Source organism: Nocardia sp. NPDC058244 (assembly GCF_042882065.1).
Lineage (GTDB): Bacteria > Actinomycetota > Actinomycetes > Mycobacteriales > Mycobacteriaceae > Nocardia.
Map to the genome: position 1 here is coordinate 679,023 of NZ_JBHVWX010000001.1, position 19,954 is coordinate 698,976.

Below are 19,954 nucleotides of genomic sequence, written 5' to 3' on the forward strand. Positions count from 1 at the left end.
CCGCCTGGGCGACGATGACGCTAGGCGGACTCGCTCGCGCGTTCCTTGCTCAGCGTCTCGGTCTGATCGGTGCTGAGCCCCTGCTGCTTGGCCAGCAGGTCGCGGATCTCGATGAGCAGTTCGGTCTCGGTGGGCTCGGCCGCCTTGGTGGTGCCGAACCGGTTCTTCAGCGACTTCATCGGGAGCATCAGCACGAAGTACAGCACCGCGGCGACCATGAAGAAGTCGATGAACGCGGTGATGATCGGGCCGAGCGCGATGAAGGTGGCCGGCTTGTCGGCGATCAGCTGGACACCCAGGCCCAGCTCGTTGGACGAGCCGAACACCGCGAGCAGCGGGTTGACGATGCCCTTGGTGAACGAGGTGACGACGGCGGTGAAGGCGGTGCCCATGACCACCGCGACCGCGAGGTCGATGACGTTTCCTCGCATCAGGAAGTCTTTGAACCCGTCGAACACGGACTTGATACTGCGCATCGGTGGAGCACTCCTAAGACTGGCTATCGGCAAACGTGGTGATGCTAGCGACCGCCCCAACTGGTAGCGAATTCGTAGCTATGCCGTCGGCCGGTCCTGGGCAGTATCGGCCCCGACGGGCCGGGCCGCCACTCGGGCGGCGCTGGTCCCCGGATTCGGTTGCCCGGTCCGGGGATTGAACGCCGCAGGTCAGGAGCGTCGGGCGAAGCTGCCGGGGCCCGCCTGGTCACGGGGCTTGACGACGATGGTGTCGAGGTTCACGTGCGCGGGCCTGCTCGCGACGAAGCCGACGATCTCGGCGATGTCCTGGGCGTAGAGCGGATCGATGCCCTGGTAGACCTTGGCGGCGCGCTCGGCGTCGCCGTCGAAGCGGACCAGGGAGAACTCGGTCTCCACCGCGCCGGGCGCGATCTCGGTCAGCCGCACCGGCTGCCCCAGCAGCTCGTCGCGCAGGGTGCGGTGCAGCACGGCCTGGGCGTGCTTGGCCGAGGTGTAGCCGGCGCCGTTCGGGTAGGCGTGGAAGGCGGCGATGGAGGTGATGGTGACGATCAGGCCGTCGCCGGAGTCGACGAGTTTCGGCAGCAGCGCCTTGGTCAGGCGCAGGGTGCCGAGGACGTTGGTCTCCCACATCCAGCGCCAGTCGTCGAGGTCGGCCTCGGCGACCGTGGCCAGGCCCTTGGCGCCGCCGGCGTTGTTGACCAGCACGTCGACCCGGTCGATCGAGTCGGTGAACGCGCGCACCGACTCCTCGGCGGTGACATCCAGCTCGACGGCGGTGCCGCCGATCTCCTCGGCGAGGCGCCGCACCCGATCGAACCGCCGGGCGCCCACGTAGACGTGGTAGCCCTGCTTGGCGAGTTCCCGGGCGGTGGCCTCACCGATTCCCGAGCTGGCTCCGGTGACGACGGCGGTGCGAGTGCTCATGTGGATTGATCCTATTCGCCGCGGATTCGCCGTCGCCATGGCTGGGATCACCGTGATGTGTACCGGCGTTAGCCTGTCGGCATGGCTATTCGCGATGCTGTCAGTGCCGACGGAACCAGGATCGTCTACCGGGTGAGCGGCCCGGAGACCGGCAGGCCGCTGGTGCTGCTGCACGGCTGGGCGGGCAATCTGCGCTGCTGGGGCGGGGCGGCCGACGATCTGGCCCAGCGCTACCGGGTCATCGCCGTCGACCTGCGCGGGCACGGCTACTCCGACGATCCGGGCGCGGGCTACGACGACCCCAAGGCGTGGGCGGGCGATGTCGCCGCCGTGCTGGCGGCCGAGGGCATCGAATCGGGCGCGGTGTTGCTGGGCTGGTCCTACGGCGGCATCGTCGCCACCGACTACCTCGCCGCGCACGGCAGCGCCGCCGTCGCCGCGGCCGTCTACTGCGGGTCGCAGGCCGGTATCGGCCCGAAGGTGCCCGGCGCGGCGCCCGGCCCGGCCATGGAGAAGGCGATTCCGGGTGTCTTCGACGAGGCGGCCGGTCGCGCGGTGCGCGGCTTCTCGGTGTTCGGCAATGCCAATACCGGTCCCGGCGCGGACAAGGGCGTCGACGCCCAGCGGCTGTTCGGCACCAGCCTGGCCACCTCGCCCTCGGTCCGCAAGGCGCTGTTCTACCGCACCGTCGACAACACCGACACCCTGCGCGGCCTCGACATCCCGGTCCTGGTCCTGCACGGCACCGAGGACCCGGTGGTGCCCGCGGCCAACGGGCAGTACATCGCCGACAATGCCCCTAACGCCAGCATCTCGCTGTGGGAGGGCGCCCAGCACGGGCTCTTCATCGAGGACCGGCCGCGCTTCTTCGCCGAGGTCAGCGCGTTCATCGACGCGCTGGACTGAGTTCCGGCGCCCGCGCCGCGCCTTTCTTGCTGTGAACTATCAATGTTTCAGAAATGCGGGTGCGGGCAGCCTGACCTGCCTAACCTCTCTCGCACGGTCTCGTTCTCGGCCGGGCAGGGAGGTGACGCATGAGCGTCCTGGCACGGTGTGGGTTGCTTCTCGTCGCGGGGCTGGTCTGCGCCCAAGCGGTCGCCGGCGCGGCGCCGCCCGATCCGCGCGGCATCGATGCCGCCCGGCTGATCTCGGCGACGCCGGGGCAGGGGCGGGTCGTCGACCTGGTCGTCTACTCGGGGGCGATGGGTAAGCCGGTGCACGTCGCCGTGCTGCCCGCCGCCGACCGGGTCTCGTCGGCGCCGGTGCTGTACCTGCTCAACGGGGTCGACGGCGGCAGCACCACCGGTGACTGGCGCGACGGCGGAAACTGGCTGACCCGCACCGACTCCGAGCAGTTCTTCGCCGACAAGCAGGTCACCGTGGTGATGCCGATCGGCGGCGCCGGCAGCTACTACGCCGACTGGCGCGCCGACGATCCGGTGCTCGGGCGCCAGCGCTGGACGACCTTCCTCACCCGCGAACTCCCGCGGGTGATCGACGCCGAATTCCACGGCACCGGAGCCAATGCCATCGCCGGCGTCTCGATGGCGGGCACGGCCGCGTTCCAGCTGGCCCTGGCCGCGCCCCACCTCTACCGCGCCGTCGGCAGCTACAGCGGCTGCGTCTCCACCAGCGGTCCGCAGGGGCACGCCATCGTCAACACCGTCGTCTCCGGCCAGAACGGTGACCCGGTGAACATGTGGGGACAACCCGGCGACCCGCTCTGGGCCGCCAATGATCCTTTCCTGCACGCGGATCGGCTGCGCGGCCTGGCCATCTACGTCGCCTCCGGCACCGGCCTGCCCGGCGACCTCGACACCACCGCGGGCCCCGGCATCGGCGGCGACACCATGAAGCTGATCGATCAGCTGCTCGTCGGCGGCGCGCTCGACGCGGTCACCGGCCTGTGCACGCGCCAATTGGCCGTCCGCTTCGGCGAACTCGGCATCCCCGCCACGGTCGACCTGCGCCCCAACGGAACCCACTCCTGGGGCTACTGGACCGACGACCTGCACCGCTCCTGGCCGCTGTTCGCCCGCGCCCTGCGTGTCGGCTGAATCGGATATTCGCTGCCGGATCGCGTGCTCGCCGGTCCTCGGAAAAGAGTCCGGTGAGTCTTTTCACAGCAAATGCGAGGCGATTCCGGCTGCCCGCTGGGTTCGCAATATTGCGCTCTATGGGAACGGTTTCTACGCAGGTCATCGGCAATGTTTCAGCAGGTCGGGTTGGTGCCGGACGCCGATGTGATACGACTGTGATTGTGCTTCGGGCCTAAGGAGTTCGAACACACAGGGCGCCGATAAATCTTCTGGTAATCGTCACAATGTTTCGGTGAATTCGTGTGTAGCGTTCGGGAATGCCGTTTGATCGCAGAGGAAGTGGGTTCGGCGTCGAGAGCGGAGTTCGATGATGTTCGGTCGGGCAGTGGGCGCTCGGATCGCCGGGGTGGTGCTGGCGGTGCTCGCCGGGACGATGGCCGTGGGTCCCGCCGCGGCGGAACCCACGGCGCGGATCGAGGATCGGCGGATCGAGGCCGATCACACCATCGACATCGGGGTGTACTCGCCCGCGATGGATACCGTCGCCAGGGTGCGGGTGCTGCGGGCCGCCGACCCGAATTCGCCTGCGCCGACGCTGTATCTGCTCAACGGGGTCGGCGGCGGCAGCGACGGGAACTGGCTCGATCGCACCGATGTCGTCGAGTTCTTCAAGGACAAACAGGTCAATGTGGTGATCCCGTTCGGCGGCGCCGGCAGCTACTTCGCCGACTGGCGCACCGACGATCCGGTGCTCGGCAAGCAGCGCTGGACCACCTTCCTCACCAGGGAATTACCGCCGGTCATCGACGCCGCGTTCGACGGCACCGGCGCCAACGCCATCGCGGGACTGTCGATGGCGGGCACCGCGGTGTTCCAGCTCGCGCTCGCCGAACCGGGGCTGTACCGGGCGATCGGGTCCTACAGCGGGTGCGTGCGCACCAGTGACCTACGCGGACAGGCGATCGTGAGCGCGGTGGTCGGCAGCAGGCTCGGCAACGTCCGCAACATGTGGGGGCCGCCGACCGATCCGGCGTGGACGGCGCACGATCCCTACCTGCACGCCGAGACCTTCCGCGGCACCGAGGTGTATCTGTCCTCCGGCAACGGGATTCCCGGGCCGTTCGACACCATCGGTGTCCAGGACGACCCGGTGCAGCGGACCATGGAGCTGCTCTTCGGCGCGTCGCTGGAGGCGGTCACCGGCGCGTGCACCCAGCAGTTGCGCGACCGGCTGCAATCGCTCGGCATCCCCGCGACCGTCGATCTGCGGCCCAACGGCACCCACTCGTGGGGCTACTGGCAGCAGGATCTGCACAAGTCCTGGCCGATGTTCGACAAGGCGCTGCGCCGCTGACCCGCCGCGAACGCGATGTCCGGAATTCGCTGGCACCGATCTCGCGAATCCGGCAGGCTCGTGTCGACACACACGTGAACTCACTCACGAATACCCTGTGACGACCGTCACCGATCCCGGTAGGGATGTCGGCGGCGGCGTCGCGGCGTGCACACTGGAGGGTGTGAGTCAGCGTCGTCCGGAACTTTTGCCCCACCGCATCGCGGTGCTCTCGGTGCATACGTCACCGCTGGCGCAGCCCGGAACCGGCGATGCGGGCGGCATGAACGTCTATGTGCTGCAAACCGCGCTCGAGCTCGCCAAACGGGGCACCGAGGTGGAGATCTTCACCCGCGCGACCTCGTCGGATCTGCCGCCGGTGGCCGAGGCGGGGCCCGGCGTGCTGGTGCGCCACGTCGTCGCCGGACCGTTCGAGGGCCTGGACAAGAACGACCTGCCCACCCAGCTGTGCCCGTTCACCGCCGAGGTGCTGCGCCAGGAGGCGCGCCACCTGCCCGGCCACTACGACCTCGTGCACTCCCACTACTGGCTCTCCGGCCAGGTCGGCTGGCTGGCCCGCGACCGCTGGCGGGTGCCGCTGGTGCACACCGCGCACACGCTGGCCGCGGTGAAGAACGCCGCGCTCGCCGAGGGCGACGCCCCCGAACCCGAGACCAGGGTGATCGGCGAGAAGCAGGTCATCGCCGAGGCCGACCGGCTCGTCGCCAACACCGGTGACGAGGCCCGCCAGCTCGTCGACCTGTACGGCGCCTCGCCTGATCGCATCGACGTGGTGCCGCCCGGCGCCGATCTGACCAGGTACCGGCCCGGCGACAAGCTCGCGGCCCGCGCCGAGCTCGGCCTGCGGGCCGACGAGCAGGTCGTCGCCTTCGTCGGCCGGATCCAGCCGCTCAAGGCCCCCGACGTGCTGGTCCGCGCCGCGGCCGCGCTGCTGCGCCGCGACCCCCGCCGCAAGCTGCGGGTGCTGATCGTCGGCGGACCGTCCGGTTCCGGCCTGGCCCGCCCCGACGCGCTGATCGAGCTGGCCGCCGATCTCGGCATCACCGACCACGTCACCTTCCTGCCGCCGCAGCCCGCGGACCGGCTGGTGCAGGTGTACCGCGCGGCCGATGTCGTCGCCGTGCCCAGCTACAACGAATCCTTCGGCCTGGTCGCCATCGAGGCGCAGGCCAGCGGCACCCCGGTGCTCGCCGCCGACGTCGGCGGCCTCGGCACCGCCGTGCGGCACCGCGAATCCGGTCTGCTGGTGCCGGGACACCGCACCCCGGACTGGGCCGACGCGCTGGCCGCCCTGCTCGACGACCCCGATCGCCTGGCGCGGATGAGCGCCACCGCCGTCACGCACGCGAGCGAGTTCTCCTGGGCGCACACCGCCGAGGGGCTGCTCGACAGCTACGCTGCCGCCATGGCCGGGTTCCGCGCCGAACGCGGCCCGATCGCCCTGCACGCGGGCGAGACCAGCCAGGCCAGATCGCGGGCGCTGTGGCGGCGCCGGACGGGAGTACGCAGGTGAGCGCCGTATCGCAGGTCATCGACGACACGCTGCGCGACCGCGAGATCGAATACACCCGCCACACCGACGACACCTTCATCGTCGTGCTGCCCGGCGAACGCAAGCTCAAGACGACCGTGATGCTCACCGTCGGCAAGCACGGCGTGCGCATCGAATCGTTCGTCTGCCGCAAGCCGGACGAGAACTTCGAAGGCGTCTACAAGTACCTGCTGCGCCGCAACCGCCGCCTCTACGGCGTGGCCTACACCCTCGACAACGTCGGCGACATCTACCTCGTCGGCCGCATGTCGGCCGAGTCGGTCACCCCCGACGAGCTCGACCGCGTCTTCGGCCAGATCCTCGAGGCCGTCGACACCGACTTCAACATCCTGCTCGAACTCGGCTTCGCCGAATCCATCCGCAAGGAATGGAAGTGGCGCGTCTCCCGCGGCGAGTCCCTCAAGAACCTGCGCGCCTTCGAGCACCTGATCGACACGCAGACGCCGGATGACATGGCCGCGCCGCCGCGCGACTAGCTCACCCGTCCGACGGTCGCGTCACGGCGACGATGGTCAGCAGCTTCTCCAAACCGATGTAGTCATCGGGATTCGTGGTGAACAGCGGCAGGTCCTCGGCGATCGCGGTCGCGGCGATCATCAGATCGGCGACGCGTCGGCGTGGTTTGCGGCCGACGGCGACCACCGCAGCGGAAACCCGCCCGTAGATCCGCGCGGCCTCCACATCGAACGGAATCGGATCGAACTCGCTCTCGACGCGCTGCAGCACCTCCAGCCGGCGGGCGCGTTCTTCGATCTCGTCGTAGTCGTTCTGTTCCGAATTGGGTCGAACCTGATTCGGTCCGCTGGACAGCTCGGCGAGGGTGACGGCGCTGATCGCCATCTGATCAGGCAATTCGTTCGCATCGATACGACGGCGCAGGATCAGGATATTGGTGTCGAGCAGTCCGGCCTCGGGTGTCTCAGGCGTCATAGGGGTCGCCCGCGGTGTCGTCCATCGCGATCGCCTGATCGGCGCGGAAGGTCGCGACATCGATCTCCGGAGAGGTCCGCGACATTGCGGCGAAGTCAGCTCGGCTGACGAAGCGGCGTCGGCGCCGCAGGGGGATCAGCTCACCGATCCGGTGGCCATCACGGGTGACCGTGAATGACGTGCCGTGTTGAACCGCGTCCATGATCTCCTTGGACCGGTTCCGTAGATCCCGTTGGGTGATCTCTGGCTGGGCACTCATACTCCCAGCTTAGCGAGCAGTGCCACCTTGTGCTACCACGTGCCAAGGGCTGGCGATACCGGGTACCCGCGTGTTTGCGCGCACGGGTACCCGGTGTCGGGTCAGCAGTTCGACGGCACCGGCTCGTTGCGGAAGCGGGACTCGACGTAGTTCCAGGCGTCCACGAAACCGGCCGCGGCGGCGGTCATGTGCTCGGAGATCTCGATCGTCTGGAGCTGAACAGGGGCGCCCTTCGAGCAGAAGTGCGCGACCGACTCGGCGACCGGACCGTACGGGGTCAGGGTGTCGTACTTGCCCTGCCAGATGTAGGTCGGCGCGGTGGGCGCGCCGGTGAAGTGCACGAGGCTGTTCTCGCGCAGCACCCCGCGCGCGACCTGGCTGGTCATCAGTTCCTTGGACGCCGCCATCTGCTCGGCATTGCGGAAGATGCCGTGGAACAGCAGGAACCGGCGGCACGCGTCCTTGGTGAACTCACGGAACCACAGGCCGTTCTCATTGAGCTGGTCCGAGACCGGCACCTGCTCGGGGTACTCGCGCTCGATGCCCATCGCCGCGGCGAAGGCCAGGCCGAAGCCGGGGTGCGGCGCGAAGCCGAGGGCGTCGGCCATCAGCTCCAGGTCGGCGGGGATGCCGCCGGCGACCACGGCCGACAGCTTCAGCTCCGGCGCGTAGGTCGGCTGCAGGGCACCCGCCCAGGCGGTGGCCATGCCGCCGCCGGAGTACCCGGCGATCGCGACCGGCGAGTTCCCGACACCCAGCTCGGCGACCTTCTGCACGGCCCGCACGCTGTCGAGGGTGACCATGCCGCTCAGCTTGGCCGCGCCGTAGGCGACGGTCGGGCCGAGGTAGTCCGGGACCGAGATGGCCCAGCCGCGCTGCAACGGCAGCATCGCGCCGGGCGCGTCCTGCAGTTCGCCGTTGAACAGCGACTGCGACGGGTTGCAGCGGGTGCCGATCGAGTTGATCAGCGCCTGGTACGACACCAGCGGCGGGTTCTTCACGCCGATCGGCATCAGCACGGTGGTGACGCCCATGATCGCGTTGCCCGCCGAGTTGGTGGAGCGGAACGCGATCTGCCAGCCCTCGGTCCCGGGGTAGAGCAGGGTGTCGATGCGACGCTTGCGCACGACGTCACCGGGCGCGAGCGCCGCGATGTCACTCGGTGCCGCGAAGAACGGATCCGGATCGGGGGTCGGATACAACGGGTTCGCCCCCGCCGGTGCGGCTAGGAAGCCCACCGACAGCAAGCTCAACACCAATACGACAAATTTCGACACAGCTATCCTTCATCAGAGTTGTGCTGCCCAGCTGACTAGACCCGACCCGCGTCGAAGTATCTAACGAAAATGGGCCGTGCGTACCAACCAGTAGTCAAAGTGTCGTGTGCCACATGCTGTGATCCCTCACATCGCGTGGTCCGCACGGCCCTGTTGGGCTGCGACGACAAGGTGCCGGGCACCGTGCGGACAGGAGGGGTGATGACGGCACTCGCACTCGATATCGGGGCAACGAAATTCGCTGCGGGACTGGTCGATCCGGATTTCACGCTGCGTGGCGTGCGCCGCGCGGCCACCGCGACCGGCGACCCGTGGGCGGCCTGTCGCGACCTGCTGCGCGTTGTGGCGGGCGACACCGAGGTGACCGCCGTCGGGATCGGTTCGGCGGGCCCGGTCGACGTGCCCGCCGGTGTCGTCCGGCCGCTGAACCTGCCGCCGTGGCGCGACGGATTCGCGATCGTCGAGCATGTGCGGGCGCTGTTCCCGGCCGCAGCAGTGCGGCTGGCTATCGACGGGGCGTGCCTGGTGCTGGCCGAACATCGGGTCGGCGGGCTGCGCGGGGTGGCCGACGGGCTGGCGCTGACGGTGTCCTCCGGGATCGGCGGCGGGATCATCGCGGATGGGCGAGTCCTGGTGGGGCGCACCGGAAACGGCGGTCATCTCGGGCACATCGTCGTCCCCGGTGACGACACCCCGTGCGGATGCGGCGGGTTCGGCTGTGTCGAGGCGGTGGCCAGCGGACTGTCCGCGGTGCGCTGGGCGCGCGAGCACGGCTGGGCGGGCACGACCGGCATCGAGCTCGCCCAGGCAGCGCACCGGGGCGACCGGGTGGCGACCGCCGCGCTGGCCCGGGCGGGAACCGCGCTCGGACAGGCGGTTTCCAGCGCCGCCGCCCTGCTCGATGTGGACCGCGCGGTGATCAGCGGCGGCTTCGCGCACTCGGGCGAGCCGCTGTGGGGGCCGTTGCGCGCGGCGGTCGCCCGGCACGCGCGGCTGGAGTTCGTCCGCGGGCTCACGGTGGAGTTGTCGACGCTGTCCGACGGCGCGACGCTCGTCGGCGCCGGGGTGCTGGCGGTGGAGGCGGACGCGGCGTGATCCTCGTGGCCATTGCGCCCGCATAGCAGGTGGGTGGGCCGGAAGTATCGGCGAAATGCCAGAATGACCCCATGACCTACACCCTCGTGCTGCTGCGCCACGGCGAGAGCGAATGGAATGCCCTCAACTTGTTCACCGGCTGGGTGGATGTGCACCTGACCGACAAGGGCATCGCCGAGGGCAAGCGGGCCGGCGAGCTGCTCGCCGAGCACGACGTTCTGCCCGACATCGTCTACACCTCGCTGCTGCGCCGCGCGATCAGCACCGCCAACAACGCGCTCGACGCCGCCGACCGGCACTGGATCCCGGTCATCCGCGACTGGCGGCTCAACGAGCGCCACTACGGCGACCTGCAGGGCAAGAACAAGGAGCAGGTCCGCGAGCAGTACGGCCAGGACCAGTTCATGCTGTGGCGCCGCAGCTACGACACCCCGCCGCCGCCGATCGCCGACGACAACGAGTACAGCCAGGAAGGCGACCCGCGCTACGCGGGCATCGAGGTCCCCAAGACCGAGTGCCTGAAGGATGTCGTGGCCCGGATGATCCCGTACTGGGAGACCACCATCGCCCCCGAGCTGCTCACCGGCAAGACCGTCCTGGTCGCCGCCCACGGCAACTCGCTGCGCGCGCTGGTCAAGCACCTCGACAACATCTCCGACGAGGACATCTCCAGCCTGAACATCCCCACCGGCATCCCGCTGCGCTACGAGCTCGACGAGAACCTGCGCCCGGTCAAGCCCGCCGAATACCTGGACCCGGAGGCCGCCGCCGCGGGCGCCGCCGCCGTCGCCAGCCAGGGCGGTAAGTAGTCGTTCCCCCGGACCGGCCCCGCATCGTTCGCACGGTGCGGGGCCGTTCCGTTGCCGGTCAGTCACACAGCGCGTGGGTGAGCAGCGTGCCGATCTCCGTGGCGGTGGGCGTGCCGGTGAAGGAGAAGGTGACCGCTCGTCCGCCTTCGGTGGCGCCGGAGACGGCGGTGAAGCCCCGCACACCGCCGACGTGGCCGACGAAGCGGGCGCCGCACGGTAACCGGGTGTAGCCGACGCCGAGGCCGTAGGACATGCCGTCGTCGCCGCCCATATCGATTCCGTCGAGCATGGGCAGCAGTTGGGTCAGCGACACCACCCGACCGGCCAGCAGCGCGGTGTAGAAGCGATTGAGGTCGGCCCCGGTGCTGACCAGCGCACCGGACGCCCACGGCACCGACGGCTCCATCAGCGTCTCCTCGGTGACGGTGCCGTCGACGGTGGTGTAGCCGGCCGGATGCGGATCGCGCAGGCCGGTCTCGCCGGTAGCCGGGAGATACGTGCCCGACAGCCCCAGCGGCGTGAGGATCCGCTCACGCAGCTCGTCACCGTAGGCGCGTCCGGTCACCGCCTCGATCAGCATCCCCGCGACGATGTAGTTGGTATTCGTGTACTCGAACCGCGCACCCGGGCCGAACCGCGCCGGGTACCGCAGAGCGAGGGCGATCTCCTCCGCAGGGGTGAAGGTGCGCCCGAGCCGCGCCGCCGTGTGCTCGTCCATGCCCAGGGCCTCGGTCGGCTCGGGCAGCCCGCTGCGATGCCCCAGGATCTGCCGGACCGTGATGACGCGACCGTCGATGCCGTCCCCGGTGAGCAGCCCGGGTAGGTACGTCTCGACCGGCCGATCGAGCTCGACCTTGCCCTCGGCCACCAGTTGCAGCACGACCGCGGCGGTGAAGGTCTTGGTGATACTGCCGACCCGGACATGCTGCGGCGGATCGGTGGGCATCGGCGTCGTGAGGTCGGTCGTGCCCGCGGCCAAGACGGTGGTAGTGCCGCTGTCGGTGAGCGTCGCGAGCGCGCCGACAGCGCCGGAGCTGATCAGCCCATCGAGATCCGCCTGCACGGTGTCCGCGCGGGTGGCGACCCCTGAGGGCAGCGGTTCCGCCGCACCGGTCGTGCAGGACGACAGCAGCACGGCGGTTGTGCAGATCGCGAGAGCAAGAACTCGGGTACGCATGATCCGACGGTAGAAATCGCCGACCGCCACGCGCATCGGTCTGCGGTACTGCCACCGCCTCGGACCGGAGTACGGGCCCCGACCGACGAATCACCAGATGACACCCCAGGATTCGGCGATCGGCCCCGCGATGTCACACCCACCCCGGCTACGTCGTCACCTCGGTAGACGCCGCGAACAACGCGGCTGCCGAAGGAGGCCAACCATGCACACCGCGTACGTCATCGTCACCGTCATCGCCGCCCTCTGGGTCGGCTTCTCGGCCTTCTCGCTGCTCCGCCGAGCCCCCTTCGTAGTCGACCCCCTGATCGACTACGGCGTCCCCCCAACCTGGTGGACCCCGCTGGGCCTGGCCAAGGCCGCAGGCGCCATCGGCTTGATCATCGGCCTCTGGATTCCCGCCCTCGGCATCACCGCCGCCATAGCCCTCATCCTCTACTTCCTCGGCGCGGTCATCACCGTCCTCCGCGCCCGCTCGTACAAGACCGTCGCCTTCCCCCTGCTCTACCTCCTCCCGGTCGCGGTGGCGCTGGGCCTCGGCGCCGCCGCCTGACTGACCCGTCCCTGGGATCCGGAGCGCCGGATCCCAGGTGGTCTCTCGTATCTGATTGGCGCATGGTCGATTTGAGTGATTCGTAATCGGCACCACCGTCGGCGTAGGTTCGCTCGCATGGTCTCGCCGCCATCGAATTGCTCGAGCTGGTCGAGGACCTACGGGCGATGGAGGCCGATCCCACCGTCGACCTCCGACCGACATTCAGCTATATCCTGATCGTGGGCGATACGCCCGAACAAGACCTGGATCCGGTGATCGAACAGCTCGGTCCGCGCGCCAAGGAGGCGATCATGACGACAGCTGAGCGCCTGCGCGCCGAGGGCGAGGCACGAGGCGAGGCTCGCGGCGAAGCGCGGGGCAGAGCCGAGATCCTGGTCGAGCAGCTGATCGAGAAGTTCGGCACTGTGCCCGCCGAGCTGTCGGCACGGGTTCGGGCGGCGGATCTGGATCGGTTGCGTCTGTGGGCGCGCCGAGTACTCACCGCCGACACCATCGACGAAGTCTTCGCCTGACCGGCATCCGCCGGATCGCGGACCCGCCTAGTTGATGGTTGAGAGTTTCGATTCTGCTCACAGGCTGGTGCGGCCGCCCGCCCGAGCCATTGTGGCCTATGTCGTGATCAGCCTCGTAGCAGGTGCGATTACCTCGAGCGCGATCAACAGCACTATTACGCGATCATGGCGCGATTGCGGGGTCGCCGGCGCCGGCGAAGGCATGACGTTGCTGCTGCTCCTGGTGCCGAATGTCATCGCAGCCGCTCTTTGGTGGGGCGCCACGCTGACGATCAGTAGGCGTTTTCGAGATAGGGCGCCTGCAGTGATTCGCGGTGCCTTGACGTTCTTGGTTTGCTTGCTCGGATCACTCGGGCTTCTATGGTTCACGATGTTCTGGCTGCATGATCCCGGTCAGTCTGCGCGGATTCCGATCTGTCCGCCGGGGAATATTCCGCCATGGTGGCCGGCTTGGTTGCCGATTTGATCCGAATAGATCCGCGGCCAATTCGAGCTCCGGCCGTTCGGGGGCGTGCGCGCGGAGGGGGCGGGGCACGGTCGCCCGGTGAGGCGGGCTCAGGCCTGGTAGTGGGTCAGCCTCCGCTATATCGTGTGCGGAAGATCGGGCGCTAGGATGCGGGTGGGCATCGTTGGGAGGGGATCCTGTGGCTATCGGTGGGGATGCTGCCGCGCAGCTGTGGAATGCGGCGTCGTCGGGGCAGTTGACGATGGAGCCGGATGCGGCTCGGGACGTGGCGCAGGCGTATCTGCGGTTCGCGGCGATGTGCGATGAGTGGGTCGTAGACGCTGAGCGGATGGTGAATATCAGTGGTTTCGGGTCACTGAACTCTGCCCTGTCTTTGCAGCAGGGGTTCTCGAACAAGGCGATCGCTGCAAAGCAGGTGTTGCAGCAGCTGGCGACGGCAGCGAGGGGTATGGCAGATGGATATCTGCAGGCTGCGGGAATTCTGAGCGAGGCGGACCAGCTCAACGCGGATGCGTTGAGCGAGATAGCTAGGCAGGCATAACACATGAAAACGAGAGTGATCGCGGGCGGCGTCCTCGTTGCTCTGGCGGCCTCGGCGTGTAGCTCGTCGACCGGCACCGCCGGCCCCGAACCCTCGGCTCAGGGCGGGTCGTCCACGACCCAGGCGGCGCGTCCGACGCTGACCGACCCCAAGCTTCAGCCGCCATCCCAGGACAACAAGTACACGCAGTCGACCGGACGCTCGAAGGTGGTTTTCGACCCGTGCACTTGGATCAGCGACGCTGACATCACGGCCGTCGGATTCCAGCCGACGTCGCGGAAGCGGGGGTCGGACCTGGTTGCCGAGTACACCTTTTTGACCTGCGATTTCCGTGACTCGGGTAATACCGTCTCTCTCGGGCTGGACTCCGGCAACATCACGTGGGACGAGAACCTTCAGAAGAACGGCGCCTGGTTGCAGGAAACAACTGTCAACGGACGCCAGGCCGGACTGGTACGCGGCGACCCGGGCAGTGAGAACGCCTGCAAGGTGCACCTTCGAACCGAGGCCGGTGTCGTTTTCGTCAGGACCCTTGTCCTCAGCCTCGGCCAACGCCAGAACCTCGACCCCTGCGCCAACATCATGGAAATCGCCTCGGTCGTAGAGAAATCCATCGGTAAGGAGAACTGACCATGGCGGACGGGGGAGGCTCGCAGAATCCGCTGAGCGCGATTCTGCCGGGACTGGATCAGCAGGTCAGCGGGCGACAGCAGCAGTCCGGTGCCGAGAAGCAACAGGAATCGCTCAGTCACGGTGGTGTCGATCCGAAGTACATCTCTGGGTTCGAGCCGTTCAACAGCATGTCGCACGAGGAGATCTACAACGCCGTGCAGCAGATGCAGCCCGGCGTGATGCAGCAGTTCGGTGATCAGTGGGTCGCGATGTTCACCGAGATCTCCGGTGCGGTGACCGGGCTGATGATCCAGACCGCGCGGGCCTCGTCGAGCCTGCACGGCGAGTTCGCCTCCGCCGGTGAGGCTGCCGGGCGGAAGTTCGTCACCGAGGCGACGGACGTGTACACGGTGCTCTCAGCGGTAGGACATCGGGTGAAGGCCGCGGCCTATGGTGCGGAGGCGGTGAAAGTGGCTGTGCCCGCGCCGATCAACGCGACTGTGGTGGCCGACCCGGGGACGTCGGTGCCCGCGACCTTGGCGGAACTCGCGGTTCCCGGGTCGGCGGCGGCTACCGAGCGAGAGAAGGAAGACCGGCGCCTACAGGCGATCGCGGCGATGACCCTGACCTACGAGCCGACCTACGGCCCCGCCGGGGAGAACGTGCCGACCTTCGTCGCACCCACCCAGCCTGGCACCGTCAATCCCAATGATCCGGGCACCGGTGGTGGCGGGTCGAACAACGGTGGCACCACCAACGGCGGGGGTGGCACCACCACCGACGACGGGACGACGACAGGCGAGGACCCCGGCACCACGGAGGAAACCACGCAACCCGGGACGACGACCGACGACGACGAGACCACCACTGCGGGAACGGATACCGAGGACAGCGGCGGTTCCGACGACTCGCAGGGCGACGACAGCAGCACCGATCCGGCGGGCACCACGCCCGCGTCGACGACACCGGCGTCGACCACCCCGGGGACCAGCCCGGGTGGTGGCGGTTCGCCGGGGTCGGGGTCGCCGGGCGGTTCGAGCCCGGGTGGCGCCACGTTGACGCCGGGTGGGTCCGTCGCGGGTCGGGCGCCGGCGGGTGTCGGCCAGAACCTCGCTGCCGCAGGGCTTTCCGGTGCGGCGGGCGCGGCGGCCGGGCGTGGCATGAGTCCGGGCATGATGGGCGCGCCGGGTGCGCGCGGCGGCGGGAAGGACGACGAGGAGGAACACAACTCACCCGATTACCTGCGCCGGGTGCAGCCGGAGCTGTTCGGGGACGAGATTCCCGCGGTGCCCGAAGCGATCGGCTCGGACGCGCCGTCGACGCGGGTCGCGGATCAGGGCGGCGCGGGGGCATCGTGAGCTGGACCTTCACCGCCGACGAGTTCGCCTTCGTCTGGCAGGGGGAGACCGGCGCGGACCGGTACCCCTTCCCGTTGACCGTGTTTTCGGACGCGCCGACCCAGGGCCGCTACGAGGAATTGGCCCGCGCCGCGGCGCAGCGCTGGCCCACCGGCGCCGACCCCGACCTGACCGCGGTGCTGCGGCACGCGGCGCGACCGGACACCGCGATGGCGGTCTTCGATCAGGCCGGGCCCCGGCTGCGGGCCTATGGCGCGCGGTCGGGGGAGCGCGGTGTCGTGATCCGGCAGTACGACGACAACAGTGTCGAGGTGTTCTCCGGCAGCGCCGGGATGGTGACGCGCGCCTTCGCCTCCTTCCTCGGCGAGCTGCCCGCGGGGCAGGCGGGCCACCTCGTCGAGGACGTCGACCGCCTGGCCGCGCACTTCGAATCCTGGCAGCGCGCAGCGGATTCCGTCGCCGAGCGAATGCACCGGCTCACCGCGTCGCCGCGCGCGGCGTCCGGGTACATCGAGGCCAGGGTGGGCCTGCACGCCGAGCGCGCGACCCCGGCCCGGTACCTGACCTGGCTCGACGTCACCGACGATGGCCGCTACCTGAGCTATCGGCGATTCCAGGATCTGCATATCGAACCCGCGGGCAAGCAGCGCCTGATCGACGCCATCGAAGCCATCGCGACCGCCCCCGCGCGCGGCGACTGATCCAGAACGCCTGTCCTGCTGGGGTTTTGTGGCTGGACCTAGGCGTCGGCCACCGCGAACGCCGCCGCCAGCGGTGGCAGCATGGCCCGCGCGTTCGCGCCGTCGAACCACAGGCCGACGGTGAAGACCGAGGTGGCCTCCAGGTATTTCGCCCGATGGAGGCCACCGGCTGGGAACGGTTGCAGGGCAAGGTCTTCGGCGAGGGACGCCACGGTGCGCATCGCGTCGGCGTCGTCACCGCAGAGCGGGACGGCCAGTCGCTCGCCGTCGAAGACACGGTCCGGTCCGGCCCACACCTCGGCGGCGAGCAGGTTGAAAGCCTTGACCACGTGGGCTTTCGGGACGGTCGCCGCGATGCGTTCGGCCACCGCGTCCTCGCTCAGGACGAACGCGGTGTCGCCCTCGGGCGCGGCCGCGTCGGGCAGGAAGGCGTTGGTGCAATCGATGAGGACCTTGCCCGCCAGCACGTCGCGGTGTTCGCCGAGCACGGCGGTGAGCGCGTCGACCGGCACCGCCAGCAGCACCACGTCGGCGTCCGTGATCGCCGAGACGATGTCGCCCGCGTGGACCACGGGTGCCGAGCCGATGCCCGGCACCTCGGTGGATCGACGCACCGGCTGGCGCGGGCCGATCCGGGCGGCGAGCGCGCGCCCGGCCTCGGCCGACCGCGCGCCGATCCGCACCTCGTGGCCCGCCGCCGCCCAGCCGCCGCCGAGCGCGGCCGCCATCGCACCAGCGCCGATGATTCCGATTCGCATGAGAACTCCCAGGGTTCGCGGGTGCCGACGCCCGATGGCATCGACCACACCGACGGTAGGAATTCCGATAGGCACTCCCGGGTGCCTATCGGCGGTGGCAGGCTGGATCGCATGACCGCGGAACCGGCCGAACGGGTCGACTACGCGCCCTATGGCGACTACGAGTCCGACTGCCCCGCCAGGATGGGCGTCGATCTGTTCGGGAATTCCTGGCTGCCCGTGATCGTGTACATGCTGCGCGATGGTCCGCTTCGTCACAGTGACCTTCGCACCGCCGTCGGGGGCATCAGCCAGAAGATGCTCACCCAGACGTTGCGGCGGATGGAACAGATGACGCTCGTGCGCAGGCAGCGGTATGCCGAAGCGCCGCCGCGGGTGGAATACGAACTCACCGAAGCGGGCCGCGATCTGCTCCAGCCGATTTATGCGCTCGGCGCATGGGTCGACCGGCACGGGGCCGCGGTGACCCTCGCGATGTACGGCGAACCGCCGGACTGACACGCCGAGGACACTCCAGGTGCCCGCCGGGTGAACGGCACGAGAACGCCACGCCAAGGGCCTGTGACCTGCGCGAAACTTCGACGACCCGCCACCGATACGTCGGTCGGCACTCGTACGATCAAAGCGTGAGTGTTCCGCAGGCCGTGCTGTTGGCAGTCCTCGCGGCTGTCGTCGGACTGGCAGTCGGGGGCCTGCTGATCCCGTATGTCAACGCCAGGCAGGCCGCCCGCACCCAGGAAGACACCGGGCTGACCATGTCCCAGGTGCTCGACCTGATCGTGCTCGCCTCCGAGAGCGGCATCGCCGTGGTCGACGAGTACCGCGACGTGGTCCTGGTGAATCCGCGCGCCGAGGAACTCGGCCTGGTCCGCAACCGGTTGCTCGACGAACGCGCGTGGGCCGCCGTGGAGAAGGTGCTCGCCACCGGCGAGTCCGCCGAATACGACCTCACCGCCAAGAACCCGCTGCCCGGCCGTGGCCGGATCGCCGTGCGTGGCGTCGCCCGCAAGCTCTCGCGCGAGGAGACCAGCTTCGTCGTGCTGTTCGCCGACGACGACTCCGAGCAGGCGCGCATGGAGGCGACCAGGCGCGATTTCGTCGCCAACGTCAGCCACGAGCTCAAGACCCCCGTCGGCGCGATGAGCCTGCTGGCCGAGGCCATGCTGGAATCCGCCGACGATCCCGAGGCCGTGCGCCACTTCGGTTCGCGCGTGCTCGGCGAATCGCGGCGCCTCGGCAAGATGGTGACCGAGCTGATCGCGCTCTCGCGCCTGCAGGGCGCCGAGAAGCTGCCGGATCTGGCCGTGGTCGACGTCGACACCGTGGTGCAGCAGGCCGTCGACCGGTCGCGCACCGCCGCCGAGGCCGCGGGCATCACCGTCAGCACCGATCGGCCCAGTGGGCTGGAAGTGCTCGGCGACGAGACGCTGCTGGTCACCGCGCTGTCGAACCTGGTCGAGAACGCCATCGCGTACTCGCCGCAGGGGTCGCACGTGTCGGTGAGCCGGTCGCTGCGCGGCGATCACGTCGCGATGGCCGTCACCGACCGTGGCATCGGCATCGCCAAGGAAGACCAGGAGCGGGTGTTCGAGCGGTTCTTCCGCTCCGACAAGGCCCGCTCGCGGTCGACCGGCGGCACCGGGCTCGGCCTGGCCATCGTCAAACACGTGGCGGCCAACCACAACGGTGAGATCACCCTGTGGAGCAAACTGGGCACCGGCTCGACGTTCACGCTGCGCATCCCCGCCCATCTGGAAACCGATGGGGACGAGGACGCGGAGCAGGGGCCGGAGCTCGCCACGAGAGAAACCATTGTCCAGCGCACCCCCGCTGGACGAACGAACGGTGTGGAGGCACGCAGATGACGAGTGTGTTGATCGTCGAGGACGAGGAGTCGCTGGCCGATCCGCTGGCGTTCCTGCTGCGCAAGGAGGGCTTCGACGTCACCGTTGTCGGCGACGGCCCGTCCGCGCTGGCCGAGTTCGATCGTTCCGGCGCCGACATCGTGCTGCTCGACCTGATGCTGCCCGGCATGAGCGGCACCGATGTCTGCAAGCAGCTGCGCACCCGCAGCGGCGTGCCGGTGATCATGGTGACCGCGCGCGACAGCGAGATCGACAAGGTCGTCGGCCTGGAACTGGGCGCCGACGACTACGTCACCAAGCCGTACTCGGCGCGCGAGCTGATCGCCCGGATCCGCGCGGTGCTGCGCCGCGGCGCCGGTGACGAGCTGGATTCCGGCAGCGAGAACGGCGTGCTCGAGGCCGGTCCGGTGCGGATGGATGTGGACCGGCACACGGTGCACGTCAACGGCGGGCAGGTGACCCTGCCGCTCAAGGAGTTCGACCTGCTCGAATACCTGCTGCGCAACTCGGGCCGCGTGCTCACCCGCGGGCAGCTGATCGACCGGGTGTGGGGCGCCGACTACGTCGGTGACACCAAGACCCTGGACGTGCACGTCAAGCGCCTGCGCTCGAAGATCGAGGCCGATCCGGCCAAGCCGGAGCACCTGGTCACCGTGCGTGGCCTCGGGTACAAGCTCGAAGCCTGATCGCGCG

24 protein-coding genes are annotated in these 19,954 nt (G+C 69.0%); 17 read left to right on the forward strand and 7 right to left on the reverse strand.

Translation table 11 applies throughout. From position 1 onward, the window contains the following. Positions 1-20 precede the first annotated feature (20 nt). Positions 21-476 (reverse strand): large conductance mechanosensitive channel protein MscL, encoded by a 456-nt coding sequence (gene mscL, locus ACFVW6_RS03295; RefSeq protein ID WP_378823972.1) that lies wholly within the window; start codon positions 474-476, stop codon positions 21-23. Between the two features lie 189 nt (positions 477-665). Next, a complete protein-coding gene (locus ACFVW6_RS03300; protein WP_378823969.1) occupies positions 666-1,400 on the reverse strand; it encodes an SDR family NAD(P)-dependent oxidoreductase in 735 nt (244 codons plus the stop codon). Positions 1,401-1,481: 81 nt separating this feature from the next. Between ACFVW6_RS03300 and ACFVW6_RS03305 the strand changes: the two genes are divergently transcribed. The 5 genes from ACFVW6_RS03305 to ACFVW6_RS03325 all read left to right on the forward strand — a co-directional run bounded on the left by ACFVW6_RS03305 (position 1,482) and on the right by ACFVW6_RS03325 (position 6,821). Continuing rightward, positions 1,482-2,306: an alpha/beta fold hydrolase gene (locus ACFVW6_RS03305; protein ID WP_378823967.1), complete on the forward strand. Its 825-nt coding sequence runs from the start codon at positions 1,482-1,484 to the stop codon at positions 2,304-2,306. 128 nt (positions 2,307-2,434) lie between these two features. Next, a complete protein-coding gene (locus ACFVW6_RS03310; protein ID WP_378823965.1) occupies positions 2,435-3,457 on the forward strand; it encodes an alpha/beta hydrolase in 1,023 nt (340 codons plus the stop codon). Between the two features lie 352 nt (positions 3,458-3,809). Beyond that, positions 3,810-4,793, forward strand: coding sequence for an alpha/beta hydrolase (locus ACFVW6_RS03315; protein ID WP_378823963.1), 984 nt, complete (start codon positions 3,810-3,812; stop codon positions 4,791-4,793). Between the two features lie 154 nt (positions 4,794-4,947). After that, complete coding sequence (gene mshA / locus ACFVW6_RS03320; protein ID WP_378825606.1) at positions 4,948-6,306, forward strand: D-inositol-3-phosphate glycosyltransferase; 1,359 nt, start codon at positions 4,948-4,950, stop codon at positions 6,304-6,306. Then, on the forward strand, positions 6,303-6,821 hold the full coding sequence (locus ACFVW6_RS03325) for a YbjN domain-containing protein (RefSeq protein ID WP_357342505.1): 519 nt from the start codon (positions 6,303-6,305) through the stop codon (positions 6,819-6,821). The genes mshA and ACFVW6_RS03325 overlap by 4 nt, the downstream gene beginning before the upstream one ends. A gap of 1 nt (position 6,822) precedes the next feature. On the opposite strand, the gene ACFVW6_RS03330 is transcribed toward ACFVW6_RS03325, so the two are convergent. The 3 genes from ACFVW6_RS03330 to ACFVW6_RS03340 all read right to left on the reverse strand — a co-directional run bounded on the left by ACFVW6_RS03330 (position 6,823) and on the right by ACFVW6_RS03340 (position 8,811). Next, complete coding sequence (locus ACFVW6_RS03330; protein ID WP_378823960.1) at positions 6,823-7,275, reverse strand: type II toxin-antitoxin system VapC family toxin; 453 nt, start codon at positions 7,273-7,275, stop codon at positions 6,823-6,825. Next, entirely contained in the window at positions 7,265-7,534 is a 270-nt protein-coding gene (locus ACFVW6_RS03335) for a type II toxin-antitoxin system Phd/YefM family antitoxin (protein ID WP_378823959.1), read from the reverse strand. The genes ACFVW6_RS03330 and ACFVW6_RS03335 overlap by 11 nt, the downstream gene beginning before the upstream one ends. A 101-nt stretch (positions 7,535-7,635) precedes the next feature. Continuing rightward, positions 7,636-8,811: a lipase family protein gene (locus ACFVW6_RS03340; protein WP_378823957.1), complete on the reverse strand. Its 1,176-nt coding sequence runs from the start codon at positions 8,809-8,811 to the stop codon at positions 7,636-7,638. Between the two features lie 201 nt (positions 8,812-9,012). Between ACFVW6_RS03340 and ACFVW6_RS03345 the strand changes: the two genes are divergently transcribed. Together ACFVW6_RS03345 and ACFVW6_RS03350 are read left to right on the forward strand one after the other, a co-directional pair. Next, positions 9,013-9,906 carry an ROK family protein gene (locus ACFVW6_RS03345; protein WP_378823955.1) on the forward strand — a complete coding sequence of 298 codons (894 nt, stop codon included), beginning with the start codon at positions 9,013-9,015 and terminating at the stop codon, positions 9,904-9,906. A gap of 71 nt (positions 9,907-9,977) precedes the next feature. Then, complete coding sequence (locus ACFVW6_RS03350; RefSeq protein ID WP_355274046.1) at positions 9,978-10,715, forward strand: phosphoglyceromutase; 738 nt, start codon at positions 9,978-9,980, stop codon at positions 10,713-10,715. Between the two features lie 58 nt (positions 10,716-10,773). Here ACFVW6_RS03350 and ACFVW6_RS03355 read toward each other — a convergent pair whose 3' ends face one another. Beyond that, positions 10,774-11,892: a serine hydrolase domain-containing protein gene (locus ACFVW6_RS03355; RefSeq protein WP_378823952.1), complete on the reverse strand. Its 1,119-nt coding sequence runs from the start codon at positions 11,890-11,892 to the stop codon at positions 10,774-10,776. Between the two features lie 205 nt (positions 11,893-12,097). On the opposite strand from ACFVW6_RS03355, the gene ACFVW6_RS03360 reads away from it, so the two are divergent. From ACFVW6_RS03360 to ACFVW6_RS03390, 7 genes are all read left to right on the forward strand, one after another. Further along, a complete protein-coding gene (locus ACFVW6_RS03360; RefSeq protein ID WP_378823950.1) occupies positions 12,098-12,445 on the forward strand; it encodes a DoxX family protein in 348 nt (115 codons plus the stop codon). Between the two features lie 167 nt (positions 12,446-12,612). Beyond that, positions 12,613-12,960 carry a hypothetical protein gene (locus ACFVW6_RS03365; RefSeq protein ID WP_378823949.1) on the forward strand — a complete coding sequence of 116 codons (348 nt, stop codon included), beginning with the start codon at positions 12,613-12,615 and terminating at the stop codon, positions 12,958-12,960. Between the two features lie 34 nt (positions 12,961-12,994). Next, entirely contained in the window at positions 12,995-13,426 is a 432-nt protein-coding gene (locus ACFVW6_RS03370; RefSeq protein WP_378823947.1) for a hypothetical protein, read from the forward strand. A gap of 178 nt (positions 13,427-13,604) precedes the next feature. Further along, on the forward strand, positions 13,605-13,967 hold the full coding sequence (locus ACFVW6_RS03375; RefSeq protein WP_378823946.1) for a hypothetical protein: 363 nt from the start codon (positions 13,605-13,607) through the stop codon (positions 13,965-13,967). A 3-nt stretch (positions 13,968-13,970) separates the two neighbouring features. Then, positions 13,971-14,597 carry a DUF3558 domain-containing protein gene (locus tag ACFVW6_RS03380; RefSeq protein ID WP_378823945.1) on the forward strand — a complete coding sequence of 209 codons (627 nt, stop codon included), beginning with the start codon at positions 13,971-13,973 and terminating at the stop codon, positions 14,595-14,597. Between the two features lie 2 nt (positions 14,598-14,599). Then, positions 14,600-15,937 carry a hypothetical protein gene (locus ACFVW6_RS03385; protein WP_378823944.1) on the forward strand — a complete coding sequence of 446 codons (1,338 nt, stop codon included), beginning with the start codon at positions 14,600-14,602 and terminating at the stop codon, positions 15,935-15,937. Continuing rightward, positions 15,934-16,638 carry an ESX secretion-associated protein EspG gene (locus tag ACFVW6_RS03390; RefSeq protein WP_378823943.1) on the forward strand — a complete coding sequence of 235 codons (705 nt, stop codon included), beginning with the start codon at positions 15,934-15,936 and terminating at the stop codon, positions 16,636-16,638. Before ACFVW6_RS03385 ends, ACFVW6_RS03390 begins: the two co-directional genes overlap by 4 nt. Before the next feature lie 38 nt (positions 16,639-16,676). On the opposite strand, the gene ACFVW6_RS03395 is transcribed toward ACFVW6_RS03390, so the two are convergent. Continuing rightward, a complete protein-coding gene (locus ACFVW6_RS03395) occupies positions 16,677-17,396 on the reverse strand; it encodes an NADPH-dependent F420 reductase (protein ID WP_378823942.1) in 720 nt (239 codons plus the stop codon). Positions 17,397-17,507: 111 nt separating this feature from the next. On the opposite strand from ACFVW6_RS03395, the gene ACFVW6_RS03400 reads away from it, so the two are divergent. The 3 genes from ACFVW6_RS03400 to ACFVW6_RS03410 all read left to right on the forward strand — a co-directional run bounded on the left by ACFVW6_RS03400 (position 17,508) and on the right by ACFVW6_RS03410 (position 19,947). After that, the gene (locus ACFVW6_RS03400) at positions 17,508-17,894 is read left to right on the forward strand and encodes a helix-turn-helix domain-containing protein (protein WP_355274016.1); all 387 of its coding nucleotides are present in this window, start codon (positions 17,508-17,510) and stop codon (positions 17,892-17,894) included. Positions 17,895-18,022: 128 nt separating this feature from the next. After that, the gene (locus ACFVW6_RS03405; RefSeq protein ID WP_355274013.1) at positions 18,023-19,261 is read left to right on the forward strand and encodes an ATP-binding protein; all 1,239 of its coding nucleotides are present in this window, start codon (positions 18,023-18,025) and stop codon (positions 19,259-19,261) included. Continuing rightward, positions 19,258-19,947: a response regulator transcription factor gene (locus ACFVW6_RS03410; protein WP_019049472.1), complete on the forward strand. Its 690-nt coding sequence runs from the start codon at positions 19,258-19,260 to the stop codon at positions 19,945-19,947. The genes ACFVW6_RS03405 and ACFVW6_RS03410 overlap by 4 nt, the downstream gene beginning before the upstream one ends. Positions 19,948-19,954: the final 7 nt, after the last annotated feature.

Bases quoted from the DNA above. Each gene is read 5' to 3' on its own strand.
- mscL (WP_378823972.1), bottom strand. From the start codon at position 476: ATGCGCAGTATCAAGTCCGTGTTCGACGGGTTCAAAGACTTCCTGATG.
- ACFVW6_RS03300 (WP_378823969.1), bottom strand. From the start codon at position 1,400: ATGAGCACTCGCACCGCCGTCGTCACCGGAGCCAGCTCGGGAATCGGT.
- ACFVW6_RS03305 (WP_378823967.1), top strand. From the start codon at position 1,482: ATGGCTATTCGCGATGCTGTCAGTGCCGACGGAACCAGGATCGTCTAC.
- ACFVW6_RS03310 (WP_378823965.1), top strand. From the start codon at position 2,435: ATGAGCGTCCTGGCACGGTGTGGGTTGCTTCTCGTCGCGGGGCTGGTC.
- ACFVW6_RS03315 (WP_378823963.1), top strand. From the start codon at position 3,810: ATGTTCGGTCGGGCAGTGGGCGCTCGGATCGCCGGGGTGGTGCTGGCG.
- ACFVW6_RS03330 (WP_378823960.1), bottom strand. From the start codon at position 7,275: ATGACGCCTGAGACACCCGAGGCCGGACTGCTCGACACCAATATCCTG.
- ACFVW6_RS03335 (WP_378823959.1), bottom strand. From the start codon at position 7,534: ATGAGTGCCCAGCCAGAGATCACCCAACGGGATCTACGGAACCGGTCC.
- ACFVW6_RS03345 (WP_378823955.1), top strand. From the start codon at position 9,013: ATGACGGCACTCGCACTCGATATCGGGGCAACGAAATTCGCTGCGGGA.
- ACFVW6_RS03350 (WP_355274046.1), top strand. From the start codon at position 9,978: ATGACCTACACCCTCGTGCTGCTGCGCCACGGCGAGAGCGAATGGAAT.
- ACFVW6_RS03355 (WP_378823952.1), bottom strand. From the start codon at position 11,892: ATGCGTACCCGAGTTCTTGCTCTCGCGATCTGCACAACCGCCGTGCTG.
- ACFVW6_RS03360 (WP_378823950.1), top strand. From the start codon at position 12,098: ATGCACACCGCGTACGTCATCGTCACCGTCATCGCCGCCCTCTGGGTC.
- ACFVW6_RS03365 (WP_378823949.1), top strand. From the start codon at position 12,613: ATGGAGGCCGATCCCACCGTCGACCTCCGACCGACATTCAGCTATATC.
- ACFVW6_RS03370 (WP_378823947.1), top strand. From the start codon at position 12,995: ATGGTTGAGAGTTTCGATTCTGCTCACAGGCTGGTGCGGCCGCCCGCC.
- ACFVW6_RS03380 (WP_378823945.1), top strand. From the start codon at position 13,971: ATGAAAACGAGAGTGATCGCGGGCGGCGTCCTCGTTGCTCTGGCGGCC.
- ACFVW6_RS03385 (WP_378823944.1), top strand. From the start codon at position 14,600: ATGGCGGACGGGGGAGGCTCGCAGAATCCGCTGAGCGCGATTCTGCCG.
- ACFVW6_RS03395 (WP_378823942.1), bottom strand. From the start codon at position 17,396: ATGCGAATCGGAATCATCGGCGCTGGTGCGATGGCGGCCGCGCTCGGC.
- ACFVW6_RS03400 (WP_355274016.1), top strand. From the start codon at position 17,508: ATGACCGCGGAACCGGCCGAACGGGTCGACTACGCGCCCTATGGCGAC.
- ACFVW6_RS03410 (WP_019049472.1), top strand. From the start codon at position 19,258: ATGACGAGTGTGTTGATCGTCGAGGACGAGGAGTCGCTGGCCGATCCG.